Below are 19038 nucleotides of genomic sequence, written 5' to 3'. Positions count from 1 at the left end.
GTTTTCATGCATTGCGATATTAGTTGATCAAAAGGAGTCTCGCTATTCATCCTCGCCCAGATTGAGGACCTCGGCAGCCTCCCTGGCAAAGATCCGGTGAGTGGCACGGGTTGGATGGATGCCATCCCAAAACAGGTAACGCTTCGGTTTTTTACAGGCGAAAGGGGGTAGATTAGGCATCACGCACGCATCAATTACATTGTTCAAACCAAATGCATCGGGATCGCCCACAATCTCGTGCAGTGTCTGAAAAACATTCAGTTGCGCAATCTCCAATGCAGGAAAAACCAAGCTGAGATCATCGAGTAACGCGGCTAGATTCAGGTTGAATTGCAGCGATGCCACGGCCGCCCCCAGGGCGGTACCCGGGAACAGACTATCAAGGCGTTTTATCGCTGGAGTCAGAGAGAGATCAGGCGAATTGACAACCAACAGCTTTGTCGCGCCAGCCCCATGCAGTGCGATGATCGAATCGGATAGCGCGATCAGTGCATCCTGCAGAATATCATTACTGGCCTGGCCGGTGGGATCGATGGAAAGGGCAGCAACGGCGTCCCTTACATCGTTACCGCCCAGGGCGATAACATAGAGCGCATCCATCGATGCCACTCCCTGGGAATCACTGAGAAAGGCGCTCAATTGTGTATTGAGGTTGATATCGATACCGTTATCCCGAGCGCGGGCACCACCGACGGCATAGTTGGTCATTTTCAGTTTTTTGCCATTCTTGCCCTTGAAAGCAGGTTTCGCACTGCCTCTCACAGCGAGTTTTTTTGCCAGCCGCTCAATCCATGTGGGGCCGTTACTGAAGTGATTGCCGCCTCGTGCATAGGGCGCATCCGGTATCAAAAATTCATCCAGGGTCGAATAGGGTGGTTTGAGGTTGATCCCGGTGAGAAAAAAAGCATTCCCGGGATCGGAAAGACTGTCGCCGAATACGACTACACGCTCATAGGGTTTATCCCCGGCAAGGACCAGGCAGGGGATCAGTAACAGGATGATTAAGATGCCCGATATTCCGTAGCCTTGTTGTTCTCTTTTCATGTTATATCCTCCTTAGGGCCTGTTAACAGAACTTTTATTGTCGAAACAGATTCTAGTCCAGTTCAACCTCCTCCTCTCCTGAAACAAAGGTCAAAGCGCGTCCAAAACTGTGATAATTCGTCAACGGCCGAATCTTCAAATCTAAAAACAACTTTCAGTGATGGCATGGTGAGCGAACCCAGTTTGATCGGCCCCATCTCATGCAATTGTAGAACAGCTCTTAACCCCCGGGAGGAGATCTCCACTTCTCTCCCGGCCTCATCGATCTCGATCTGGTAGTGCTGCTTGAGTGGCGACAGGCTGCGCAGAAACTCTGCGTGGGCAATTGTCATCGTCCGGCTGCTGGTGCGACTGACCATGGATTCTGCACCAGTCAGCGGGACTGGCCGGGATTATCCACCAGCGACTGGCGGCCAGAGAGCGATGACATCTCCATCCTGTAACCGATAGGTCTCACGTTGCGAGGGTGGCACGAACAGGCCGTTACACACAACCAAGTGGGCCTGTTCGCGGGGGACCTGGTAGCGCTCCATCAAATCAAAGATGGTTGCGCCTTCGGATAGCGTGACGTTGACAGCATGATCGGTCGCACCAGACGGCAGGTACGCCATTAAGCTTGCATAGAGTTTGAATTCGACGTTCACCTCGGACATCCAATCAACTTGCACCCTGTACTGAACCGAGATAGGCCTCCATCAAGCGGGTTGGATCTTTCATCAGGCGATCCTTCCATTCCCCCAATGGGACACGACTCCGAATCAATCCCCTGAGCACACCGATGTGCTGGGTATGCCCAAGACTGCTGGCACCGACAAGGTAGTCTCCGTCGAACTGCAGTTGCAGATAACGGAACTCACCCTCATCCAACAGGGTTGCCTGGTCACCGCCTTCGACGCCCATCCATTGACCGAATGAGCTGGAGATCAGGCCCAGGGTATCCAGGACATTCATGTTCAGGCTGCCCTGATGGGTGATCGCCTGGTCCTTGACCATGTTGATTGCCGCGATACGACCGTGTTCAACCGAGGTGGGCTGAATCGCCTGGACGCTATCAGCTCCGGTGGAAAAATCACGCCCCTGGGCAACATCCCCGGCAGCGAAAATATCCTCCCAACTGGTCTGCAGATGATCATTCACCAGGATACCCTGGTCGGTTTCTATACCCGATCCGGCCAGGAAGTCGATATTCGCGCGTACACCCATTGCCGTTATCACCAGGTCTGCAGCCAGGCTCTCGCCACTGTCCAGATCGACACTCAAACCATTGCCTGATTCAGAGAAACCGACAACTCCGCTGCTGGTCAGGATACGCACCCCCTTCTTCTCGCACCAGTTTTTCAACAGATTCCCGGCCACGTTATCCATCATGCGTGGAACCATCCGGTCGCCTTTCTCCACCACCGTAAGCTTCACGTCGCGCTCAACCAGGGCTTCGAGAATAATGCAGCCGATGAAACCCGCGCCTATCAGCACCACAGGCGATCCCGGCTTGGCGCGTGCCACGATGGCGCGGGCGTCCTCCAGGGTCCAGCAGTTATGAATGCCATCCAGATCGATACCGGGGATCGGCGGTTTCAATGGCGTGGCGCCGGTGGCAATCAGCAGGCGATCGTATTCCAGGCTGCTCCCATCGGCCAGGGTGACACGATGCTGTTCGGGATGCACCTGAGTCACCGCCATCCTGATATGTTCAATCCGATTTTGGCTATAGTGGTCCTCGCTCTTCCGCAGGTAGGTACCCCGTTCATCAATCTGCTCCACCAGCAGGTAGGGTATGGCCATGCGTGAATAGGGTGGTTCCGGCTCCCCGCCGATCAAAGTGATTTGACCGGCGGGGTCCTGGCTCCTCAGGGTTTCACAGGCCGTAACACCGGCCGGGCCGGCACCGATTACGATATATTGCATCTGACATCTCCTGTTATGTCAGGTCAGGCCGAGCCGCTGACGGGTGGCATCGGTGGGCACACCGTCCGCCGTCCAGCCACGCAATTCGTAATACTCGGGCAGCATCTTGTCCAGGTCGTTAACACGACCCTCTGCAGGCCCGGTTTTGGCCGCCTCTTTCAACAGGCGCTGAGGCAGAGTGTCATCCGCCGCGGTCAGGCCGGCCCGCAGATTGAAATCCCGTTCCATATTCCACACCCGCTCTCCCAGCTCCAGCATACGCTCCGCGGTCCAGTCACCCTCGCAGGCACCGTTAACCTGGGGCGCGATATCCTCCAACGACCAGGCAAAGGTGGTGAACAGGCAGAGTCCACTGGAGTCAACCGCCGCTGTGGCATCCTGAAAGGCCTTTACCAGTCCGGCCTTGCCATCGGTCTCCAACGGATCGGTCTTCTCCGGAATTCCCAGAATCTCGGAAGCCACCGTGTAGCCCCTGAGATGGCACGCACCACGATTCGAGGTGGCATAGGCGAGCCCCATACCCTGGATACCCCGTGGATCGTAGGCGGGGAATTCCTGACCCTTGACCGTCATGGATAGCTCGGGGTGTCCATACTTCTCGCACAGACGCTTGGAACCCAGCCCCAGGTCCCTGCCGAAACCCTCTCCCTTGACCAACGTCTCGGCAGCCCAAACCAGGTTCTCGGCAGAACCGAAAGCGAGCTCCTGCCCACCTGTGTGCTCGGTGGTGATGGCGCCGATCTTGAAGAGTTCGATAGCCGCCGCGAGGGTGGCACCGAATGAGATCGGATCGAATCCGTCCTCGTTGCAGATGAAGTTAACGTAGGTCAATGCATCCAGATCATCGACGCCGGTATCCGGCCCCATCGCCCAGGCCGCTTCATATTCCAGGCCGCCGGAACTGCCCCAATACTCGGGTTTGTTTTCAATGGAGAAGTGACCCTTGTCGATGGTGGAGATACGCCCGCAGGCAATGGTGCAACCGAAACAGCCGGCATTGGTGGTCAGGTTGGGTTTGCCGTCCGAGGCACGTTTTTCGTGCATCGCCTCACCAGAAACCTTGTTCGCCCCTTCGAACTGCACTTCACGCATATTGCGCGTGGGAAGGGCGCCCATCTCGTTGATCACATTCATCAGTACCTGGGTACCGTAGGTGGGTAATCCCTGTCCGGTAACCGCATTTTCGGCAAGCACCTTTTTCCCATCGTTGACGGCCTGCATGAACTTGGACGGGTCCTTGATGTTAGCAACCCCTTTAGTCCCGCGGATGGCCACCGCCTTGAGATTCTTGGAGGCCATGACGGTGCCGACTCCGGATCTGCCGGCCGCCCGGTGCAGGTCGTTGACGATCGCCGCATAGAGACAACCCGCCTCGGCGGAACGTCCGACCGCGGCGATACGCAGCATCGGGTCCTGGTGCTTGGCGTGCAGCCACTCATCGGTGTGCCAGACACTGGTCCCCCATATCTCTTCCGCAGAGAGCAGTTCCACCTTGTCGTTGACCACATAGAGGTAGACCGGTTTTGGCGACTTACCCTCAAAGATGATCATGTCCCAACCGGCGAAGTGCATCTCGGCACCGATAAATCCCCCGGAATTGGAACAGGCTATACAGTTGGTAAGCGGCCCTTTGGTAACCACCGAATAGCGACCGCTGGTCGCAGCCATGGTCCCGGTTAGGGGTCCGGTGGTCATGATCATCTTGTTTTCGGGACTGAGGGGATCGACTTGCGGGTCGACCTCTTCAACCAGATATTTGGATGCCAGGCCGCGTTGGCCGAGATACTCCTGTGCCCATTGACGATTGAGCGCCTCGGTGGTGCAGGTACCTTGAGTCAGGTTGACGCGAAGAATTTTTCCAGCCCATGACATAGCTATTTACCTCCAGAATTATGCACTTGCAGCACTGCCGGCATCGGTTTTACCCGCCCAGGCACGCATCTTTTCAAATCCTGTCTGATCCGCGTCCACATAGGTGATCGCGGCCGTCGGACAGGCCTTGGCACACGCGGGATCTCCGCCACAGAGATCACACTTAACCACCTTTCCACTGCTACTGCTGTAGTTGACGGTGCCAAAGGGGCAGGCGATGGTGCAGACCTTGCACCCGACACAGACGGCAGCATTGACAACCTTCGCCCCGCTGCCGGCATCCAGCGTGATGGCGTCAACAGGACAGGCCTGCATACACCAGGCTTCAGCACATTGTGTGCATGTATAGGGAACAAAACGCCCTTCATGGTGGAATGTAAAAACCCTGATTCGTGATTTGGCAGGATTGAACTCACCTTCATTTTCAAAGGAACACGCCAATTCACATTGCACGCATCCCGTACACTTTTCCGCATCTATCAAAAGGGACCTGAGCATATTGTTCTCCTTCCCAACTTACATTAAGTTTTAGAAATATTTATTGCTTAACTTGGATCTGACCACTAACCCGGCAACACAGACGCTGTAATTATTCTTGGTACGAATGATCACCTCCTCGGTAAACGGATACCAAGGCTGTTTGGGCGAGTCGAATTGGCGTAGAAGATGTTTGATCACCCACTTAGGGTTCCGCTATTTGAACGAAAAACAGTGGGCGCACAATGCAAGGTTAGTTGGGAAATTTTTATAGATCAAATTATTCTGTTAAAAAAATCGGCAACTAAAAAAACCGGGAAAATATGGAGCAATAATGACAAATAGTCATAGCTAAATGACAGAATGTCACGGTAACCATCAATTAATCCTACACCTGTCTGGTAGTGGTTATCCTCTTCCAGCTGATACCGTTGAGGCATGACAATGCCCCAGGGCATCCAACTGCAGGAACTGAAATGTAAGATTGACACAGCCTTGTTATTTAGTGGTGTAGGGCAGGACTACATCAGTCAACTTAGAGATTGAGGCGTCGCACTATCCGTTCCACGATTTCTTACGCAGCAACTGGATAAACGCTTCAGCCACGGCATTTTTTAAATTCGAACGGGTCCTGGCAATCCACAGAGTACGGTAGATACGAAGTCCCTGTATTTTTATATGGTAGAGGGTGCCGGCATTCAGGGCATCGTCGACCGCAAAACGAGGCAGGAAACTCACATGCCCACCATGCTGCAGCATCTCCACGATGGTATCCGTCGACCCCACTTCCATGGCGATGGGCAACTGATCGATGCCGATATCCCTGAGCGCCTTATCCAGGGTGATTCGCATGGACGACTGGGATTCGCGCAGCACATAGCGTAAATCTCCCAACTCTGTCACCGGCAACAGTCCACTGCCCCAAAGCGGGTGCCCCAGGCCGCAAACCAGTACAAGTTCATCGTCCAGCCATTTCTGCACCAGGACCTCGGGATGGTCCGGGGCCTGCTCAAGTAATGCTAAATCGGAGAGCCCCGTAGCGAGTCGGCGCTGAATATGCCGACTGTAACCCATGCGGCTCTCTATTCTGTACTGAGGAAAATTATCGGAGAAATTCAACAACAGGCTCGGCAGTAGATGTTCGCCGATGGCGAAGGTGACTTCGAGGCGCAGTCTGTTCAGACCCGACCGCAGATACTCCAGATCATCCAAAAGGGAGGCCTGATGATCGAGCACCAGCCGCGCAAAGGCATAGACCCGCTCCCCTGCAGGGGTGAGCTCCAAAGTACGCCCTTGCCGCTGCATCAAACCCGCTGCATAACAACCGTCAAGGGCACGCAGCCGTTTGGTCACCGCAGGCTGGCCGATGTGCAGTAGTCGGGCGGCCTCGGAAACGCCACCCTGCTCGACGACCGCTCTCAATGTCGCCAGATGTTTCAGGTCAGGTAGATTTAAATATTCCATAGAGGAATATTAAGACATAATTATTTATTTGAAAATATCTGAATCATTAGGCAGGATACCCGGATTCTCAGGCCATCTATCGGCCTCAATTGCAAGATATCGCACCATTCTAACCCGAATGCAATTCCATATCGGAATGTGCAGTGCAGCATTTTTTCCATATGCTCCATGGGGATGGTGACTGTTCGGGCACCCACGACCCCTAGTTTTTTTAAAGCAGTAACAGCATGACACCATCGAACAACCGGCAATCGATGCCCAGCCAAGGCAGCCCCCTCTCACTTAAACAGCTCATTGCAAGCGCCATCTTCCTCATCGCAGCACTGTTGCTGGCCGACCTGTCCCCCACTATCGAGATCGCCTGGGTAGGGGCCATCCTGATGCTGACCATCTACCTGTTTGCCTTTGAGGTCGTCGGGGTGGATGTTGCCGCCGCCAGTATTATGGTGCTGTTGGGCCTCTCGTCCCTGCTTGCGCCGCTGATGGGACTCGATCAGGGGCTGGTCGATAACAGGCATCTGTTCGATGGCTTTTCATCCAACGCCGTCATCTCCATCATCGCCGTCATGATCATCGGCGCCGGCCTGGATAAAACCGGCATCATGGGCAGTGTCGCTGCATTCATACTCAAGGCCGGCGGCACCACTGAGGGCAGGATTATCCCGATCATATCCGCCACTGTGGGATTCATCTCTTCTTTCATGCAGAACGTGGGCGCGGCTGCGCTGTTCCTCCCTGTAGTATCGCGCATCTCCGCCCGATCCGGCCTGCCGATGTCCCGCCTGCTGATGCCGATGGGCTTTACCGCTATTCTCGGCGGTACCATGACTATGGTCGGCTCCAGCCCGCTGATTCTGCTCAACGACCTGATTCTCACCTCAAACAAGGCGTTGTCCGCCGATCAACAGATGGAGACCTGGGGACTCTTTTCTGTCACGCCGATCGGGATCGCTCTGATTGTCAGCGGGATCATCTACTTCCTACTGGCCGGGCGTTTCGTGCTGCCGAAAACCAAGAGTGAAAGCAGCACCAGTGGTACCGATCCGATGCAATATTTCCAGGATGTCTACGGCTTGCGCTACAGCCTGTCAGAGGTGGTTGTCACCGATGAGAGCGGCCTGATCGGCAAACAGCTGGATGACATCGAGACCGCTTATCGGGTCAGAGTGATCGCGACAAAACTATCGGGTGAGGCAAACCGAATCGGTCCGGGCGCCCTGGCACGGGATGTCGATCTTGAAGCCGGCATGGTATTGGGTGTGGTTGCCGATCCGGATTCCCTGGCCAGCTTCGCCGAGGTATTCAAGCTTAAAAGACGCTCCTCACTGCGTACCTTCTCGAATGACCTTTCTGCCAACAAGGCCGGTATTGCCGAAGTGGTCATACCACCCGGCTCATCACTCATCGGCAAGAGCGCCCGTGATGTGTGGATGCGGAAGACCTATGGCCTCGCCATGATCGGCTTGCACCGCAACGGTGAAACCCTGCGCGAGGGGGAGGATATCCGTAACATACCCTTCATGGCGGGAGATACCCTGGTGGTTCACACCCCCTGGGACGTTCTCCCCAGGATCGAAAAGGATAAAAACTTCGTCGTAGTCACCACTGAATACCCCCATGAAGATTTGCGCCCACACAAGGTGGGATGGGCGATGCTGTTTTTCAGCATTGCACTCTCAATGGTGCTGTTTACCGACATCCGTCTCTCGGTTGCCCTGCTCACCGGCGCCATTGGGATGGTACTGTCCGGTGTCCTCAATATCGATGAGGCGTATGAAGCGGTCAGCTGGAAGACGGTCTTTTTGCTTGCCTCTTTGATACCGCTTGGTCTCGCAGTGGAGACCACCGGCACGGCAAAATGGATTGCGGATCAGGTACTTTGGGTAGTGGGAGATATGCCGATCTGGATTATCCAGTTGTCGGTTGCGGTACTCGCCACCTTTTTCACCCTGGTCATGTCCAATGTGGGCGCGACGGTTCTGCTGGTTCCGCTGGCAGTGAATATCGCCATTGGCGCCGGCGGCAATCCCGCTGTTTTCGCACTTACCGTTGCCATCGCCACATCCAACTCCTTCCTGATCCCTACCCACCAGGTGAATGCATTGATCATGGGACCTGCAGGGTATCGCGTATCTGATTTTATGCGGGCGGGCGGCATCATGACACTACTGTTTCTGACCGTCATGATGCTGGTGATGAACCTGGTGTTTTAGCGCTCAGTAGTAGTAAACCACTCTTTGAAGATTGTATGCAGAGAGCGTTTTAAGTAGTATGAGGATCGATCCATTGCATAATGGGGAGCTGGCCAGATTGCACCACCTATAAAGGCCAGCCGAAGATTTTATTATTATATATCTTTTTGCTACCCAGCCCTCCTGGCAATGCAAGGCACGGTAACAACACCCTGATCATACAATGAATGATTCACGGATCGTCAAGCGATACAACGCCTACTATAGGGGCTGGTGCCTCGCCTTTGGCGAACACAGTGCCGACTACGATGAAGAGAGGGATATCAGCTGGCTATTCGGAGAAGACCGGGCCGGATTGATCCTCTCCTCCCGCCTGCGCAAACAGGCACACCACGAGCTGTTGGGACATCACGATGAGATCCCTCAACTGGCACTGTCTGATGATAGCTTGGTATTGAACCATTACAAACATCCACTGCAGGACGATGTGGATATGAGGAACATCCTTCGCCTTAAGGAGTTTCTAATGCGTGGAGAGGAGATACACATGTTCTTGTGCAGCCACCTGTTTTATCCATCGCACACCCGCATTCTCACCTTTGCCAGCAGGAAGCCTCTCGTGATCATGTATAAAGAGATGCAGCCTCTCAAGCTGCTTATCAAATAAACCGTCCGTTGACAGCGCTCTCCGGCAGTCCATCACAATCAGCAGCTGTTTTTTCAATTACCGCCCTTACTGTGTAGTTCACGCATGCTGTCGCTCCAATACTTACCCAGCAGCGAAAGCGATCGCAGACCCTCTTGCGTACCAGGTTCCATCGCCAGTTTGACAACCCCCCCGAGACCACCTTTGGCCGGCGGTGAAATTGCGATTTCCCGGCTCATTTGCGAGAGTGCAGTGGAGAGCCCATGCAGCAGATGTTGAGTCTCCGGCTTATCGAGCACCTGCAGTAGGCGCATAAGACCCTCATTGCGGGTAAGACGGTCAAGCAGTGTGATACCTTCACTCAATGCCGAAGCGAGACGGGAAACAATATCGTCCGACAAGGCATCCCGCGCCGACAAGACCAGTGTCGCAAGTTCTGATAGCTGCTCCAGTTCGTGGGCAAGCTCCTCACGATCAATAGTGTTTGCGGGTTGAGGTGATTCAGTCTGGGCAGTCATAACCACGCCTCCTCAAAGTAGACCGCGGACGCTGGTCCAATACATTTTGTTATAGCTCATTTTAAACCAGTGCATCGATTTATTGGGCGCCTTCAGGTCGGGTGGATTCTCATAGTTGAACATGGCGTAGGTCGCCCGATCATGACCTGCCTCGATAAAACAGTAGACCTTACCGTCATAATCACGTACGGGTGTACCGATCTTGATAATCGAAGCGATGTTCTCGGCCACTACCTCGGCTTCGAAATGCGCCGCGGAACCGGTCTTGCTCACCGGCAGGTTGGTGGTATCCCCCAATACATAGACATTGTCATATCCCTCCATGGTGAGTTTGTACCGATCAGTGGGTATCCAGCCGCCATCGCCCATCTTATCCCGTTCGATCACCGGCATTCCCCTGTGTGGCGGAATGGAGATAAGCAGATCATATGCGGTCTCGGTACCCTCTTCGCTCTTTACCACCTGATTCTCCACATCCACTTCCTTGACGTTGAACAGGGTTTCATATTCAACGCCAATGCGATCGAACTCCGGCTTTGCCCATTTGGCAACATTTTCTATGGTGTGGATCCGACCGATTGGATAGTGGTACTTGATGTGCACCTTGTCGCGAATACCGCGCATCTTGAAATAGTCGTGAAGGGAGAAAGTCACCTCCACCGGGGCGATCGGACATTTGTGCGGGACACCGACGACAATCGCAACCTTACCGCCCTCAAACTCACGGAGACGTTTGAACATCTTCACGGCGGCTTCCTCGGAATAGAAGGTTTCAGAACCCTCGACCAGGCCAGGCACTTCTTCAGGCACGATACGTGAACCGGTTGCGATGACCATCACGTCATACTCATGTGTCTTACCGCTTTTTGTTGTAACCTTGTTCTGATCAAGATGGAACGCCTCGACCGGATCCACATAAAACTCAATCGAGGGCTCAAGCAGACTCTCCTGATCACGATACAGTTCGTCAGGCATCATCTGTCCAAACGCCACATACAACAGACCCGGCTGATACATGTGTTTATCCGAGGCCGAAAGCAGTGTGAGTCTGACCTTACGATTGCGGATCTCGCTGGCCAGCCGCCGCGCAAGGTTGTTGGCCAATATGGTACCACCGCAGCCACCACCGACGACTAAGATTCTCATTGCACTCTCCTAATCCACTATTACAGGAGATCTCTGACCCTGGGCCAGATAAATCTCTTTTGTTAAACCAGCTGAGCCATTGATTAACAAGCAATCAATCCACTCCTCTTCACCTACCGCTATTTGAGCTTGCGAACCTTCATGTGCCAGACCTCCCCGACCTTCTCACTACTGATCATTTCGTGTCCAACCTTGTCGATCCACTCGGGAACATCGGATGCCGTTCCGTTATCGGTCGATAACAGCTCGAGGGTATCGCCAACTGCCGCCTGCTTCATATAGGTAATAAGCTCCATTAGCGGCCCGGGGCAAAACGTGTTTCGAGCATCGATGGTTTTAAATTCACTCATTCACAATATCCTCTTGCTGAGATAGTTTGAGCCGCTATCGATTCAAAATGTCAGCAGCTGCCCGCCTTCAGCATCGTTAAGAAAGCGGGTGAGCCCTGTCGGCGGTCCAAACTCGGGATCAAGAGCCTCTTTGGTAATCTTCAACAGATCAAGCGCCATGGAACAGGGCAAAAGTTTTGCATCTCCCAATTCCGCCGCACTTTTAAACAATTGTTTGAACGGCGGCACACCCACTTCGCTTTCAATCATTTCGCCAAACCGGCTCTCCACCGGTGGCTGCTGTACAGAATTCTTGATGAAGAAAGGCAATGCATTCATAGAAAAAAATACAGTAACCCGATCACCCGTGGCGGCTGCCACCGATGCGAACATTGCAGCCATCTGCAATTTTTCGCGTGTTCCAGTCAAGCAAACGATGTGATAATTCTGTGACATGTAGTTATCGCCTCTCTCTATTGCATTGTCACTGCAAAACCAAACAATACACCTACCACATTCATCTCATTTCCTCTGTTGTGGTAAATACTTCCGCCCACGGCGGCCGATAGTGTTCACCACTTCTTCGATACCACGCGCTTTAATGCCTGATTACGTAAAGCGAGATCGGCAACAAGCGCTCGAAGCCGCTTATTCTCCTCCTCGAGTTGCTTCAAACGCCTTGAGTCATTGGCTGACTGGCCTCCGTATTTTGAGCGCCATTTGTAAAATGTGGCATCGGAGATCCCATGCTTGCTGCATATTTCAGTGATCTTCTCATCCGACTCCTCCGCTTCCTTCAATACAGCCAAGATCTTTTCTTCACTGAATCTCGATCTGCTCATCACATTTACCTCGCATCCGCCAGCACACAACATATGCTTGATACCAAGCCTTTCAGGTTGCTGTTATCGCGTCGTAACTACGAGATGTCACTGATCTCCACGATGCCAACTGAAGCGCTTGATTAGCATCACACAGGAGCTATCGAGGATGTAGCCGATAGCACCTATGATAAGCACCCATGCCATAAGATGGTCGTACGAAAGACCCTCACGCGCATCTTGAATCGAGTAGCCAAGACCGGAAGTAACACCAAGGAATTCTGCAGGAACGAGAACGATCCATGCCACACCGAGCGCAAGACGCACACCTGTAAGCACATCGAATGTGATCGCCGGTATGATAATCCGTGTCACGATATGCCAGGGTTTGGCGCCAAGGTTTCGCGCCACCTTAAACCAGGCAGGATCGACCTTGGCCAGACCGGCTGCGGTTGCAAACGCGATAGGCCAAACCGACGCAATGGCTATCAGGAATATGATCGCCTGATTCCATGTCACGAAAACAATAACCGCGATAGGTTCCCAAGAGAGGGGACTGATCATACGCAACAACTGAAAGGGTGAGTTGCTCAATTCACGAAACCGCTTACTGCGTCCCATCAAAATACCGATTGGCACTCCAATGCATATGGCAATTAACAGTCCACTACCCAAACGGTAGCCACTGGATGTAATCGCACTCTGTATCGTGCCCTCTTCCCATAACACTGGGATCGCCTGAATTGCTGGTATTGGCCCAAAGTCACCAAAATGTTCGGTCGAGGTATTTGAAGATATCAGATAGATGCCAAACCACCAGATCACAAACAGGATCGCAAGCCCGCCAAAGAAATTCATCAATCCCCGCCAGGATGATTTCAATAGGCGCTGAGATGCGTTTGCACCCATCATGCTGTTGAGGATGTTCAACCCGGCAGGCGCGGTATCATTACTCATTGCTTAACAACCTTTCCAACAGGTGAACACACTTTTTTCCTCTCCTCGCTCTGATGGCTCACGATTCATCTCCACGGTGCCAGCTGAAATGTTTGATCAGTAACACACAGGTACTGTCGAGGATGTAACCGAGTGCACCGATCACCAGCACGATGGCTGTAAGGTGGTGGTATGACAATGTTTCCCTGGCGTCTTCTATTGAGTAGCCGAGACCGGATGTGACCCCCAGATATTCCGCCGGCACCAACACAATCCACGCCACACCCAACGCCAGCCGGATACCTGTAAATACATCGAAGCTGATGGCCGGCAATATAATTTTGGTCATCATGTGTATGGGCTTAGCGCCCAGATTTCGCGCCACTTTGAACCAGGCCGGATCGATTTTCGCCAGACCCGCGGCCGTGGCAAAGGCCACTGGCCAGACCGATGCAATTGCAATCAGAAAAATGATCGATTGATTCCAAGTTGCGAAAACAATGACCGCAAGCGGCATCCAAGCCAATGGACTGATCATGCGCAATAGCTGAAACGGTGAATTGCTTATTTCGCGGAAGCGCTTGCTTCGACCCATCAGAATACCGATCGGCACACCGATTACTATCGCAATCAGCAGACCCAAACCCAAACGATAGCCACTTGCGGCTATTGCACTCTGAATCGTGCCGGAGGACCATAGCTCGGGAAATGCCTTAAATGTGGGAATCGGCCCGAAAGCCGCGAAGTGTTCAGTGGATGGATTGATGGATATGAAATAACCTCCAATCCACCAAAAGACGAACAGGATCGCCAACCCCCCGAAGAAGTTGTATAAACCGCGTCCTGATGATTTCAGGACACGGTACGGCTTGGATTCGCCCACCTTGAAAGATGCGGCATCTTCACTCACAGTTTAACCACCTCTACTCTGGAATAGGGGTCGCCCGTTTTGGGCACGCTCGGGTCATTCTTCCATTTAGGATTGGCTTCAAGGGCATTCTTCACATATTTGTAGTTGACCAGATCATCAGCCACATGCTCCGGTGAGAGTCCGTCAAGGAAACTGGCGTCGCCGGTGAGTACAGTACTCTTCAGATCCGAAACAACGAGTTCAGTGGCGGAACGGTAGGGCCAACTCTGAAAATTGATTCGGTCCATACCCCACTCCGGGTGTTTGATCGCTACCGGGTTGCTGTAGTAGGCAGGATCGTAGAACAGCATGGCCCGCTCGATGACCTTCTTCGGGAACGGCAGGTATTTCTTGCCATTACGGGAGAGCAGATGCGCCATCTCCTCTCTGTTTTCTCCGAGATGTATCTGTGCGGCGATGATGGCGTTGTGCACACCCTGAGCCCATGCCGCACGATCAGGATCCATCGCATCGGCCTCATGCATGACCACGACACAGCATGGATGCCCTTTCCAGACATCACCTGTGAAACGCAGCACCTTTCCGCCCGCCTTGATCTCGCCCAGGGCATTGAAGGGTTCGGCCACGCAGTAACCGTCAATCGACTTGGCCGCAAGGGCCGGCGGCATCTCAGGCGGATTGAGCACCAGGAAATTACACTCATCAGGGGCCAGTTTCGCGGTTTGCGGCCGTATCACTGGTTTGATACCGGCCTCCTTCATGATCTTTTGCGAAACGATATTATGAATCGAGTACCAATAGGGCACGGCAAACTGCTTGCCACCGAAATCCTTTGGCGTATTGATACCGCTATCCTTGTGCACGATGATAGCGGAGCCGTTGGTATGATCCCAGGCAGTGATCTTCAACGGATACTTGTTGTTATAACGCATCCAGATCGGTATCGGAATCAACATATGGGTGAGATTGAATCGGTGCGAGGCAAACGCCTCCACCAGGGGTGACCAACCGCGGATCAGGGTTGGGCGAACGGATTCGATACCCTCTTTCTTGAAAAAACCCAACTCATGGGCCACCAGCAGCGCCGCAGCATCGGTGATCGGGATATATCCTATACGGACCACAGGATCCCATTTCTTCTCCTGGGCAAAGGTCGCTGCCGAAGGAATCAGGCTGCTCATCGCCGCAAGACTGCCCATTTTCAGAAAATCACGCCTATCAACACCACTACCTAACACGTTCTTGAATAGGGGGTCGTATTCCAGGACGAGATCGGGATCATTGATTCCGTCACCGTACTTATCTATAAGCTGCTTCTGCTCATTCATCTTCGATATCCTCCGTTAGGTAATCGGATATTCCGACTTATGCAGGGTCAGGCATGCTGCGTGACGCTGTGTGGACTTGATTCGTCACCAGCATCCTTGCCGGAAGCGCTTGGGTACTCATTAGCGGCTTGTTTGAAGGCCTCCATCAGGCGTGTGCGCATTGCCTGCACATTCGGGTCGTGCCGCTCACGTGGATCGGGTAGATTGACTTCGAGCTCGTCGTAGATCTTGCCGGGAGAGCCCGCCATGATCAGTGCCCGATCCGCCATCAGGACCGCCTCGTCGATATCGTGGGTCACGATCACAACATTGAAGCCGAGGCGTTTTGCAATCGATCGAACATCGTGTTGCAGAGATGCGCGGGTAAAGGCATCGAGTGCTGAGAATGGTTCATCCAGAAGCAGCAACTCCGGTTCCATAACTAGTGAGCGCGCCAGCGCCACACGTTGCTGCTGACCACCCGACAGGTCCTGCACGTTGTTATCGGCGTAGTCCTGAAGATCGACAAGGCTAAGTGCATCGTCAACCCTTTCACGCATCCTGGACTCATCCCAACCTGCAAAGTGCAGCCCGATACCGACATTTTGCGACACCTTCATCCAGGGAAAAAGATGGGGCGCCTGGAACATCATGACCCATTGCGGCGATGGCGATGTCACCAAGGTATCGTCAAGACGAACAGAGCCATCCGTCGGTTTCAACAACCCTGCAAGAATATGCAACAAGGTCGATTTGCCGCAACCGGAACGCCCGATAATGACAATGATCTCACCATGCTTCGCTTCCAGATTGACCTTATCGAATGTGATTGGACTTTTTGAAGTATAGCGATGGCTAAGGTCTTCAATCTTAATGCGGACTCCGCGTATAGACATTCAATCTATCCTCTGTGTCAAGTGTCGAAAGTTGCTGCATTGGCAGCGGGGCCAGGCACTCTCCAAACAGCAAGCGGATCTGCATCGATCTCTCCTCACCACCCCGATGGTCTAAATGACTGTTGCGTTTGGATGCAATCTCCAGTCAACCCGTTTTTTACCTGTGCGCCAAACGACTGGAAGTACAATCGAGCGAAACACTCGCTCGATTGCATACTGACATCTCCACGATCAAGCGCTGTTCAAACGCCGATCGATCTCTTCCATGCGACGCGCCAACTCCTCCTCATCAAACAGACCGCGCCGGATTAGCGTATGCGCCAGCGCCAACAACTGCCTTTCCGGGAAAGGAACTTCGTCGTAATATTTGTTGACGAGCTGATCCTCTTCCCAACGTCTTTCCACGGCATCGAGATGCTTCTGCTCCTCTTCAGAATCACGCTCCTCCTTGGGTTTGCAGACATTAAAGGTTTCCCAATAACCGCCTGCGAGCATATCGCAGGTCGCTTCCAGGGTGATCCGCCATGGAGGATCGGGATTATCCACACCATACTGCTCACACAGATCGTCCCAGACCCGTCCCTTGCCTTTTACATCTTCCAGTAGTGAAACCGGCGTCGACTCATCCAGATCGCGGTCGCGCATCTCTTTGTCGAGTTCAAAATATTTAGGATTGATCTCTGCCATGGGACTTCCTAGTGGTGGTATGGGTTGACGGCGGGACGCACAGGTCGCGGATCGTTGGCTGTCTTGCCGGGTTTCGGCACGGCTACGCCGATCAGGCAGTCTCTTGTCACGATCTCTGCCAACTGGTCCTCGCTCCACCCTTCGGTCCCCTCGGGACGAACAGGCAATACGATGAATCGTGATTTCTGATTCGAGTCCTCTACCCGAACCTCTACGTCTTCGGGCACTTGAAGTCCGAACTCCGCAAGCACCTGTCGCGGCCAGCGCACCAGGCGTCGACGATAGTTCGGTGTCCGGTACCACTCCGGCGATTGCCCGAGGATGGGACGTGGATAGCATGAACAGAGCGTACAGACGACCACATGTTTTAACTTTGGCGTGTCTTCGAGTACACGCAGATTGCAGTAGTCACTGGGTGTGCCGAAATGGGTCGGCATGCTGTTGACCCAGTCAATTCCGACTTCAAGGCTGGCCTTGACTCCATCCTCTACGGCCAGCTTCTTGAATTCCGGATCCAACCAGGCCTTGGCAACCAGGCGCGCCGCAGGAAGCGGCCCGAGTGTATGCATATATTCAGTCCAACGCTGATGATCCTCAGCGGTGAAAAGGCCTTTTTCGATAGCGAGTTCGCGAACGGCGATTTCGAGCACCTCAAATTCACTGACCTCATCAACCATTGGTGCAGGTTTATGTTTCTCCGCCATTTGTCTATCCTCTCTGATTCTTTATCCAAACAAACGTCTTGTGTTCAATCGGCAGGCACGGCTACAGCGGTTCAAGCCAGCGTTCAGGCAGTTCGGTCTCTACAGTGTCATTTGCAAATGCATCCGGATAGTCCGGCCACAGATCCTTTTGCTTGAACACCAGACTGTAAAACCAGACCACCTTGTCTGTGTTGTCCCACGCTTCATCCTCCGGGGCGGGACTTTCATACACCAGTTGGGCGACAGTTGCAGGCACGCCGCGGGTATAGACCTGGGTGCGGGTATAAAAAATATCGGGCAGGTCCCGAATCCTCACCTTGTCGCCAACCTTGAACTTTGGCGCGCCGGCTTCGCCTTTAAAACATTGGGGATCACCGATACCCGTGGCCTTCTTGACGTGATGCTCTCGATCGTAGTGTGGTTTACTCATAGCGTTTTTTGACCTCATCAATCTTGTCGGACAATTCGGTGAGCGTAATGTACTGCTTGTCGACCAATATTCTTGCTGCGGTCAACAACCACCGGCCGTAATAAGGCAAACCCAGATACATTGTCTGTCCCACATCCACATTCTGCCTGCGGCGTCTCTCCTCGGCATTCCAAATACCACGCCAAGCCAACACCTCACATGTAACGAAGGTGTTGTGTTCCCATACCTCTTCCTCTTTCTCTTCCCATGTGATTGGTACGTCCGGTTCACCACCGACATCATGCGACATACGCGTATAGGCCCGATAGTGTTCGTTATCGACCTGATCAGGAGAGGGCGCATGAGTCTCCTGGTGTAGAGACGGCTGGAGTTGTTTGACGATCTCCAGATGTTTCATCACTTTTTGTCTGATGGCTGATGACATGGTCGCGTGACCTCCTTATGATTAGGTTTTTAAAAAGCTTGTATTTATTACCTAATGTTTAATTACATATTTCGCATATACTGTTTTGATACTTAAGCAATCGATGAATGATCTGTTTCACAGCTGAAATTCACCTTACTTAAGCCGTTCTTAATAATTCACGAAGTGCGCGATTCTCTAATCGTGTTAAGTCAAACTATTTACCAGGTCACAATAATTGTCCAAGACCTAATTCTGATTAGCTCTATAGGCGATGGCTATGGTCATCACGAATTGCCCTATTGATTTACATGGAAAAAGTAATTTAATTTCGCAAGGTAAAGATATATTCGTGGATCCTCACTACAAATCTAAAATTGGTCTACACTA

General features: G+C 52.9%; 22 protein-coding genes. 2 read left to right on the top strand and 20 right to left on the bottom strand.

Annotated elements, in window-relative coordinates; all coding sequences use genetic code 11:
* Positions 1-42 precede the first annotated feature (42 nt).
* The 7 genes from CODIS_RS08840 to CODIS_RS08810 all read right to left on the bottom strand — a co-directional run bounded on the left by CODIS_RS08840 (position 43) and on the right by CODIS_RS08810 (position 6762).
* Positions 43-1044: an SGNH/GDSL hydrolase family protein gene (locus CODIS_RS08840; RefSeq protein WP_069124070.1), complete on the bottom strand. Its 1002-nt coding sequence runs from the start codon at positions 1042-1044 to the stop codon at positions 43-45.
* A gap of 62 nt (positions 1045-1106) precedes the next feature.
* Positions 1107-1376 carry a hypothetical protein gene (locus CODIS_RS08835; protein WP_154723062.1) on the bottom strand — a complete coding sequence of 90 codons (270 nt, stop codon included), beginning with the start codon at positions 1374-1376 and terminating at the stop codon, positions 1107-1109.
* Positions 1377-1436: 60 nt separating this feature from the next.
* A complete protein-coding gene (thiS, locus tag CODIS_RS08830; protein ID WP_083220653.1) occupies positions 1437-1688 on the bottom strand; it encodes a sulfur carrier protein ThiS in 252 nt (83 codons plus the stop codon).
* Between the two features lie 13 nt (positions 1689-1701).
* A complete protein-coding gene (locus CODIS_RS08825; RefSeq protein WP_069124059.1) occupies positions 1702-2949 on the bottom strand; it encodes an NAD(P)/FAD-dependent oxidoreductase in 1248 nt (415 codons plus the stop codon).
* Positions 2950-2967: 18 nt separating this feature from the next.
* On the bottom strand, positions 2968-4821 hold the full coding sequence (locus tag CODIS_RS08820; protein WP_069124056.1) for an aldehyde ferredoxin oxidoreductase family protein: 1854 nt from the start codon (positions 4819-4821) through the stop codon (positions 2968-2970).
* A gap of 18 nt (positions 4822-4839) precedes the next feature.
* Complete coding sequence (locus CODIS_RS08815) at positions 4840-5319, bottom strand: 4Fe-4S dicluster domain-containing protein (protein WP_069124053.1); 480 nt, start codon at positions 5317-5319, stop codon at positions 4840-4842.
* Positions 5320-5853: 534 nt separating this feature from the next.
* Entirely contained in the window at positions 5854-6762 is a 909-nt protein-coding gene (locus CODIS_RS08810) for a LysR family transcriptional regulator (protein WP_069124050.1), read from the bottom strand.
* 227 nt (positions 6763-6989) lie between these two features.
* Between CODIS_RS08810 and CODIS_RS08805 the strand changes: the two genes are divergently transcribed.
* Together CODIS_RS08805 and CODIS_RS08800 are read left to right on the top strand one after the other, a co-directional pair.
* Positions 6990-8975, top strand: coding sequence for an SLC13 family permease (locus tag CODIS_RS08805; RefSeq protein WP_069124048.1), 1986 nt, complete (start codon positions 6990-6992; stop codon positions 8973-8975).
* A gap of 202 nt (positions 8976-9177) precedes the next feature.
* Complete coding sequence (locus CODIS_RS08800) at positions 9178-9621, top strand: hypothetical protein (RefSeq protein ID WP_069124045.1); 444 nt, start codon at positions 9178-9180, stop codon at positions 9619-9621.
* 53 nt (positions 9622-9674) lie between these two features.
* Here CODIS_RS08800 and CODIS_RS08795 read toward each other — a convergent pair whose 3' ends face one another.
* The 13 genes from CODIS_RS08795 to CODIS_RS21590 all read right to left on the bottom strand — a co-directional run bounded on the left by CODIS_RS08795 (position 9675) and on the right by CODIS_RS21590 (position 18669).
* Positions 9675-10118: a hypothetical protein gene (locus CODIS_RS08795; protein WP_235615166.1), complete on the bottom strand. Its 444-nt coding sequence runs from the start codon at positions 10116-10118 to the stop codon at positions 9675-9677.
* Positions 10119-10130: 12 nt separating this feature from the next.
* On the bottom strand, positions 10131-11264 hold the full coding sequence (locus tag CODIS_RS08790) for an NAD(P)/FAD-dependent oxidoreductase (protein ID WP_069124042.1): 1134 nt from the start codon (positions 11262-11264) through the stop codon (positions 10131-10133).
* A 119-nt stretch (positions 11265-11383) separates the two neighbouring features.
* Complete coding sequence (locus CODIS_RS08785; protein ID WP_069124039.1) at positions 11384-11614, bottom strand: sulfurtransferase TusA family protein; 231 nt, start codon at positions 11612-11614, stop codon at positions 11384-11386.
* A 42-nt stretch (positions 11615-11656) separates the two neighbouring features.
* Positions 11657-12049, bottom strand: a complete 393-nt coding sequence (locus CODIS_RS08780; RefSeq protein ID WP_069124036.1) for a DsrE/DsrF/DrsH-like family protein — start codon at positions 12047-12049, stop codon at positions 11657-11659.
* A gap of 116 nt (positions 12050-12165) precedes the next feature.
* The gene (locus CODIS_RS08775; RefSeq protein WP_069124033.1) at positions 12166-12435 is read right to left on the bottom strand and encodes a transposase; all 270 of its coding nucleotides are present in this window, start codon (positions 12433-12435) and stop codon (positions 12166-12168) included.
* Positions 12436-12522: 87 nt separating this feature from the next.
* Positions 12523-13371 (bottom strand): ABC transporter permease, encoded by an 849-nt coding sequence (locus tag CODIS_RS08770; protein ID WP_083220643.1) that lies wholly within the window; start codon positions 13369-13371, stop codon positions 12523-12525.
* A 58-nt stretch (positions 13372-13429) separates the two neighbouring features.
* On the bottom strand, positions 13430-14206 hold the full coding sequence (locus CODIS_RS08765; RefSeq protein WP_235615170.1) for an ABC transporter permease: 777 nt from the start codon (positions 14204-14206) through the stop codon (positions 13430-13432).
* A gap of 50 nt (positions 14207-14256) precedes the next feature.
* Positions 14257-15549 carry an ABC transporter substrate-binding protein gene (locus CODIS_RS08760; protein ID WP_083220642.1) on the bottom strand — a complete coding sequence of 431 codons (1293 nt, stop codon included), beginning with the start codon at positions 15547-15549 and terminating at the stop codon, positions 14257-14259.
* A 47-nt stretch (positions 15550-15596) separates the two neighbouring features.
* A complete protein-coding gene (locus CODIS_RS08755; RefSeq protein ID WP_069124027.1) occupies positions 15597-16424 on the bottom strand; it encodes an ABC transporter ATP-binding protein in 828 nt (275 codons plus the stop codon).
* Between the two features lie 231 nt (positions 16425-16655).
* Entirely contained in the window at positions 16656-17111 is a 456-nt protein-coding gene (locus CODIS_RS08750) for a hypothetical protein (RefSeq protein ID WP_083220641.1), read from the bottom strand.
* A gap of 8 nt (positions 17112-17119) precedes the next feature.
* The gene (gene scnC / locus CODIS_RS08745) at positions 17120-17815 is read right to left on the bottom strand and encodes a thiocyanate hydrolase subunit gamma (RefSeq protein ID WP_069124026.1); all 696 of its coding nucleotides are present in this window, start codon (positions 17813-17815) and stop codon (positions 17120-17122) included.
* Positions 17816-17876: 61 nt separating this feature from the next.
* Positions 17877-18245, bottom strand: coding sequence for an SH3-like domain-containing protein (locus CODIS_RS21595; RefSeq protein ID WP_305782097.1), 369 nt, complete (start codon positions 18243-18245; stop codon positions 17877-17879).
* On the bottom strand, positions 18238-18669 hold the full coding sequence (locus CODIS_RS21590; protein WP_305782096.1) for an SH3-like domain-containing protein: 432 nt from the start codon (positions 18667-18669) through the stop codon (positions 18238-18240). Before CODIS_RS21590 ends, CODIS_RS21595 begins: the two co-directional genes overlap by 8 nt.
* Positions 18670-19038: the final 369 nt, after the last annotated feature.

It is taken from the genome of Candidatus Thiodiazotropha endolucinida, assembly GCF_001715975.1.
Lineage (GTDB): Bacteria > Pseudomonadota > Gammaproteobacteria > Chromatiales > Chromatiaceae > Thiodiazotropha > Thiodiazotropha endolucinida.
Note: the sequence above shows the minus strand (reverse complement) of the source record. Positions and strands in the feature narration are given on the sequence as shown.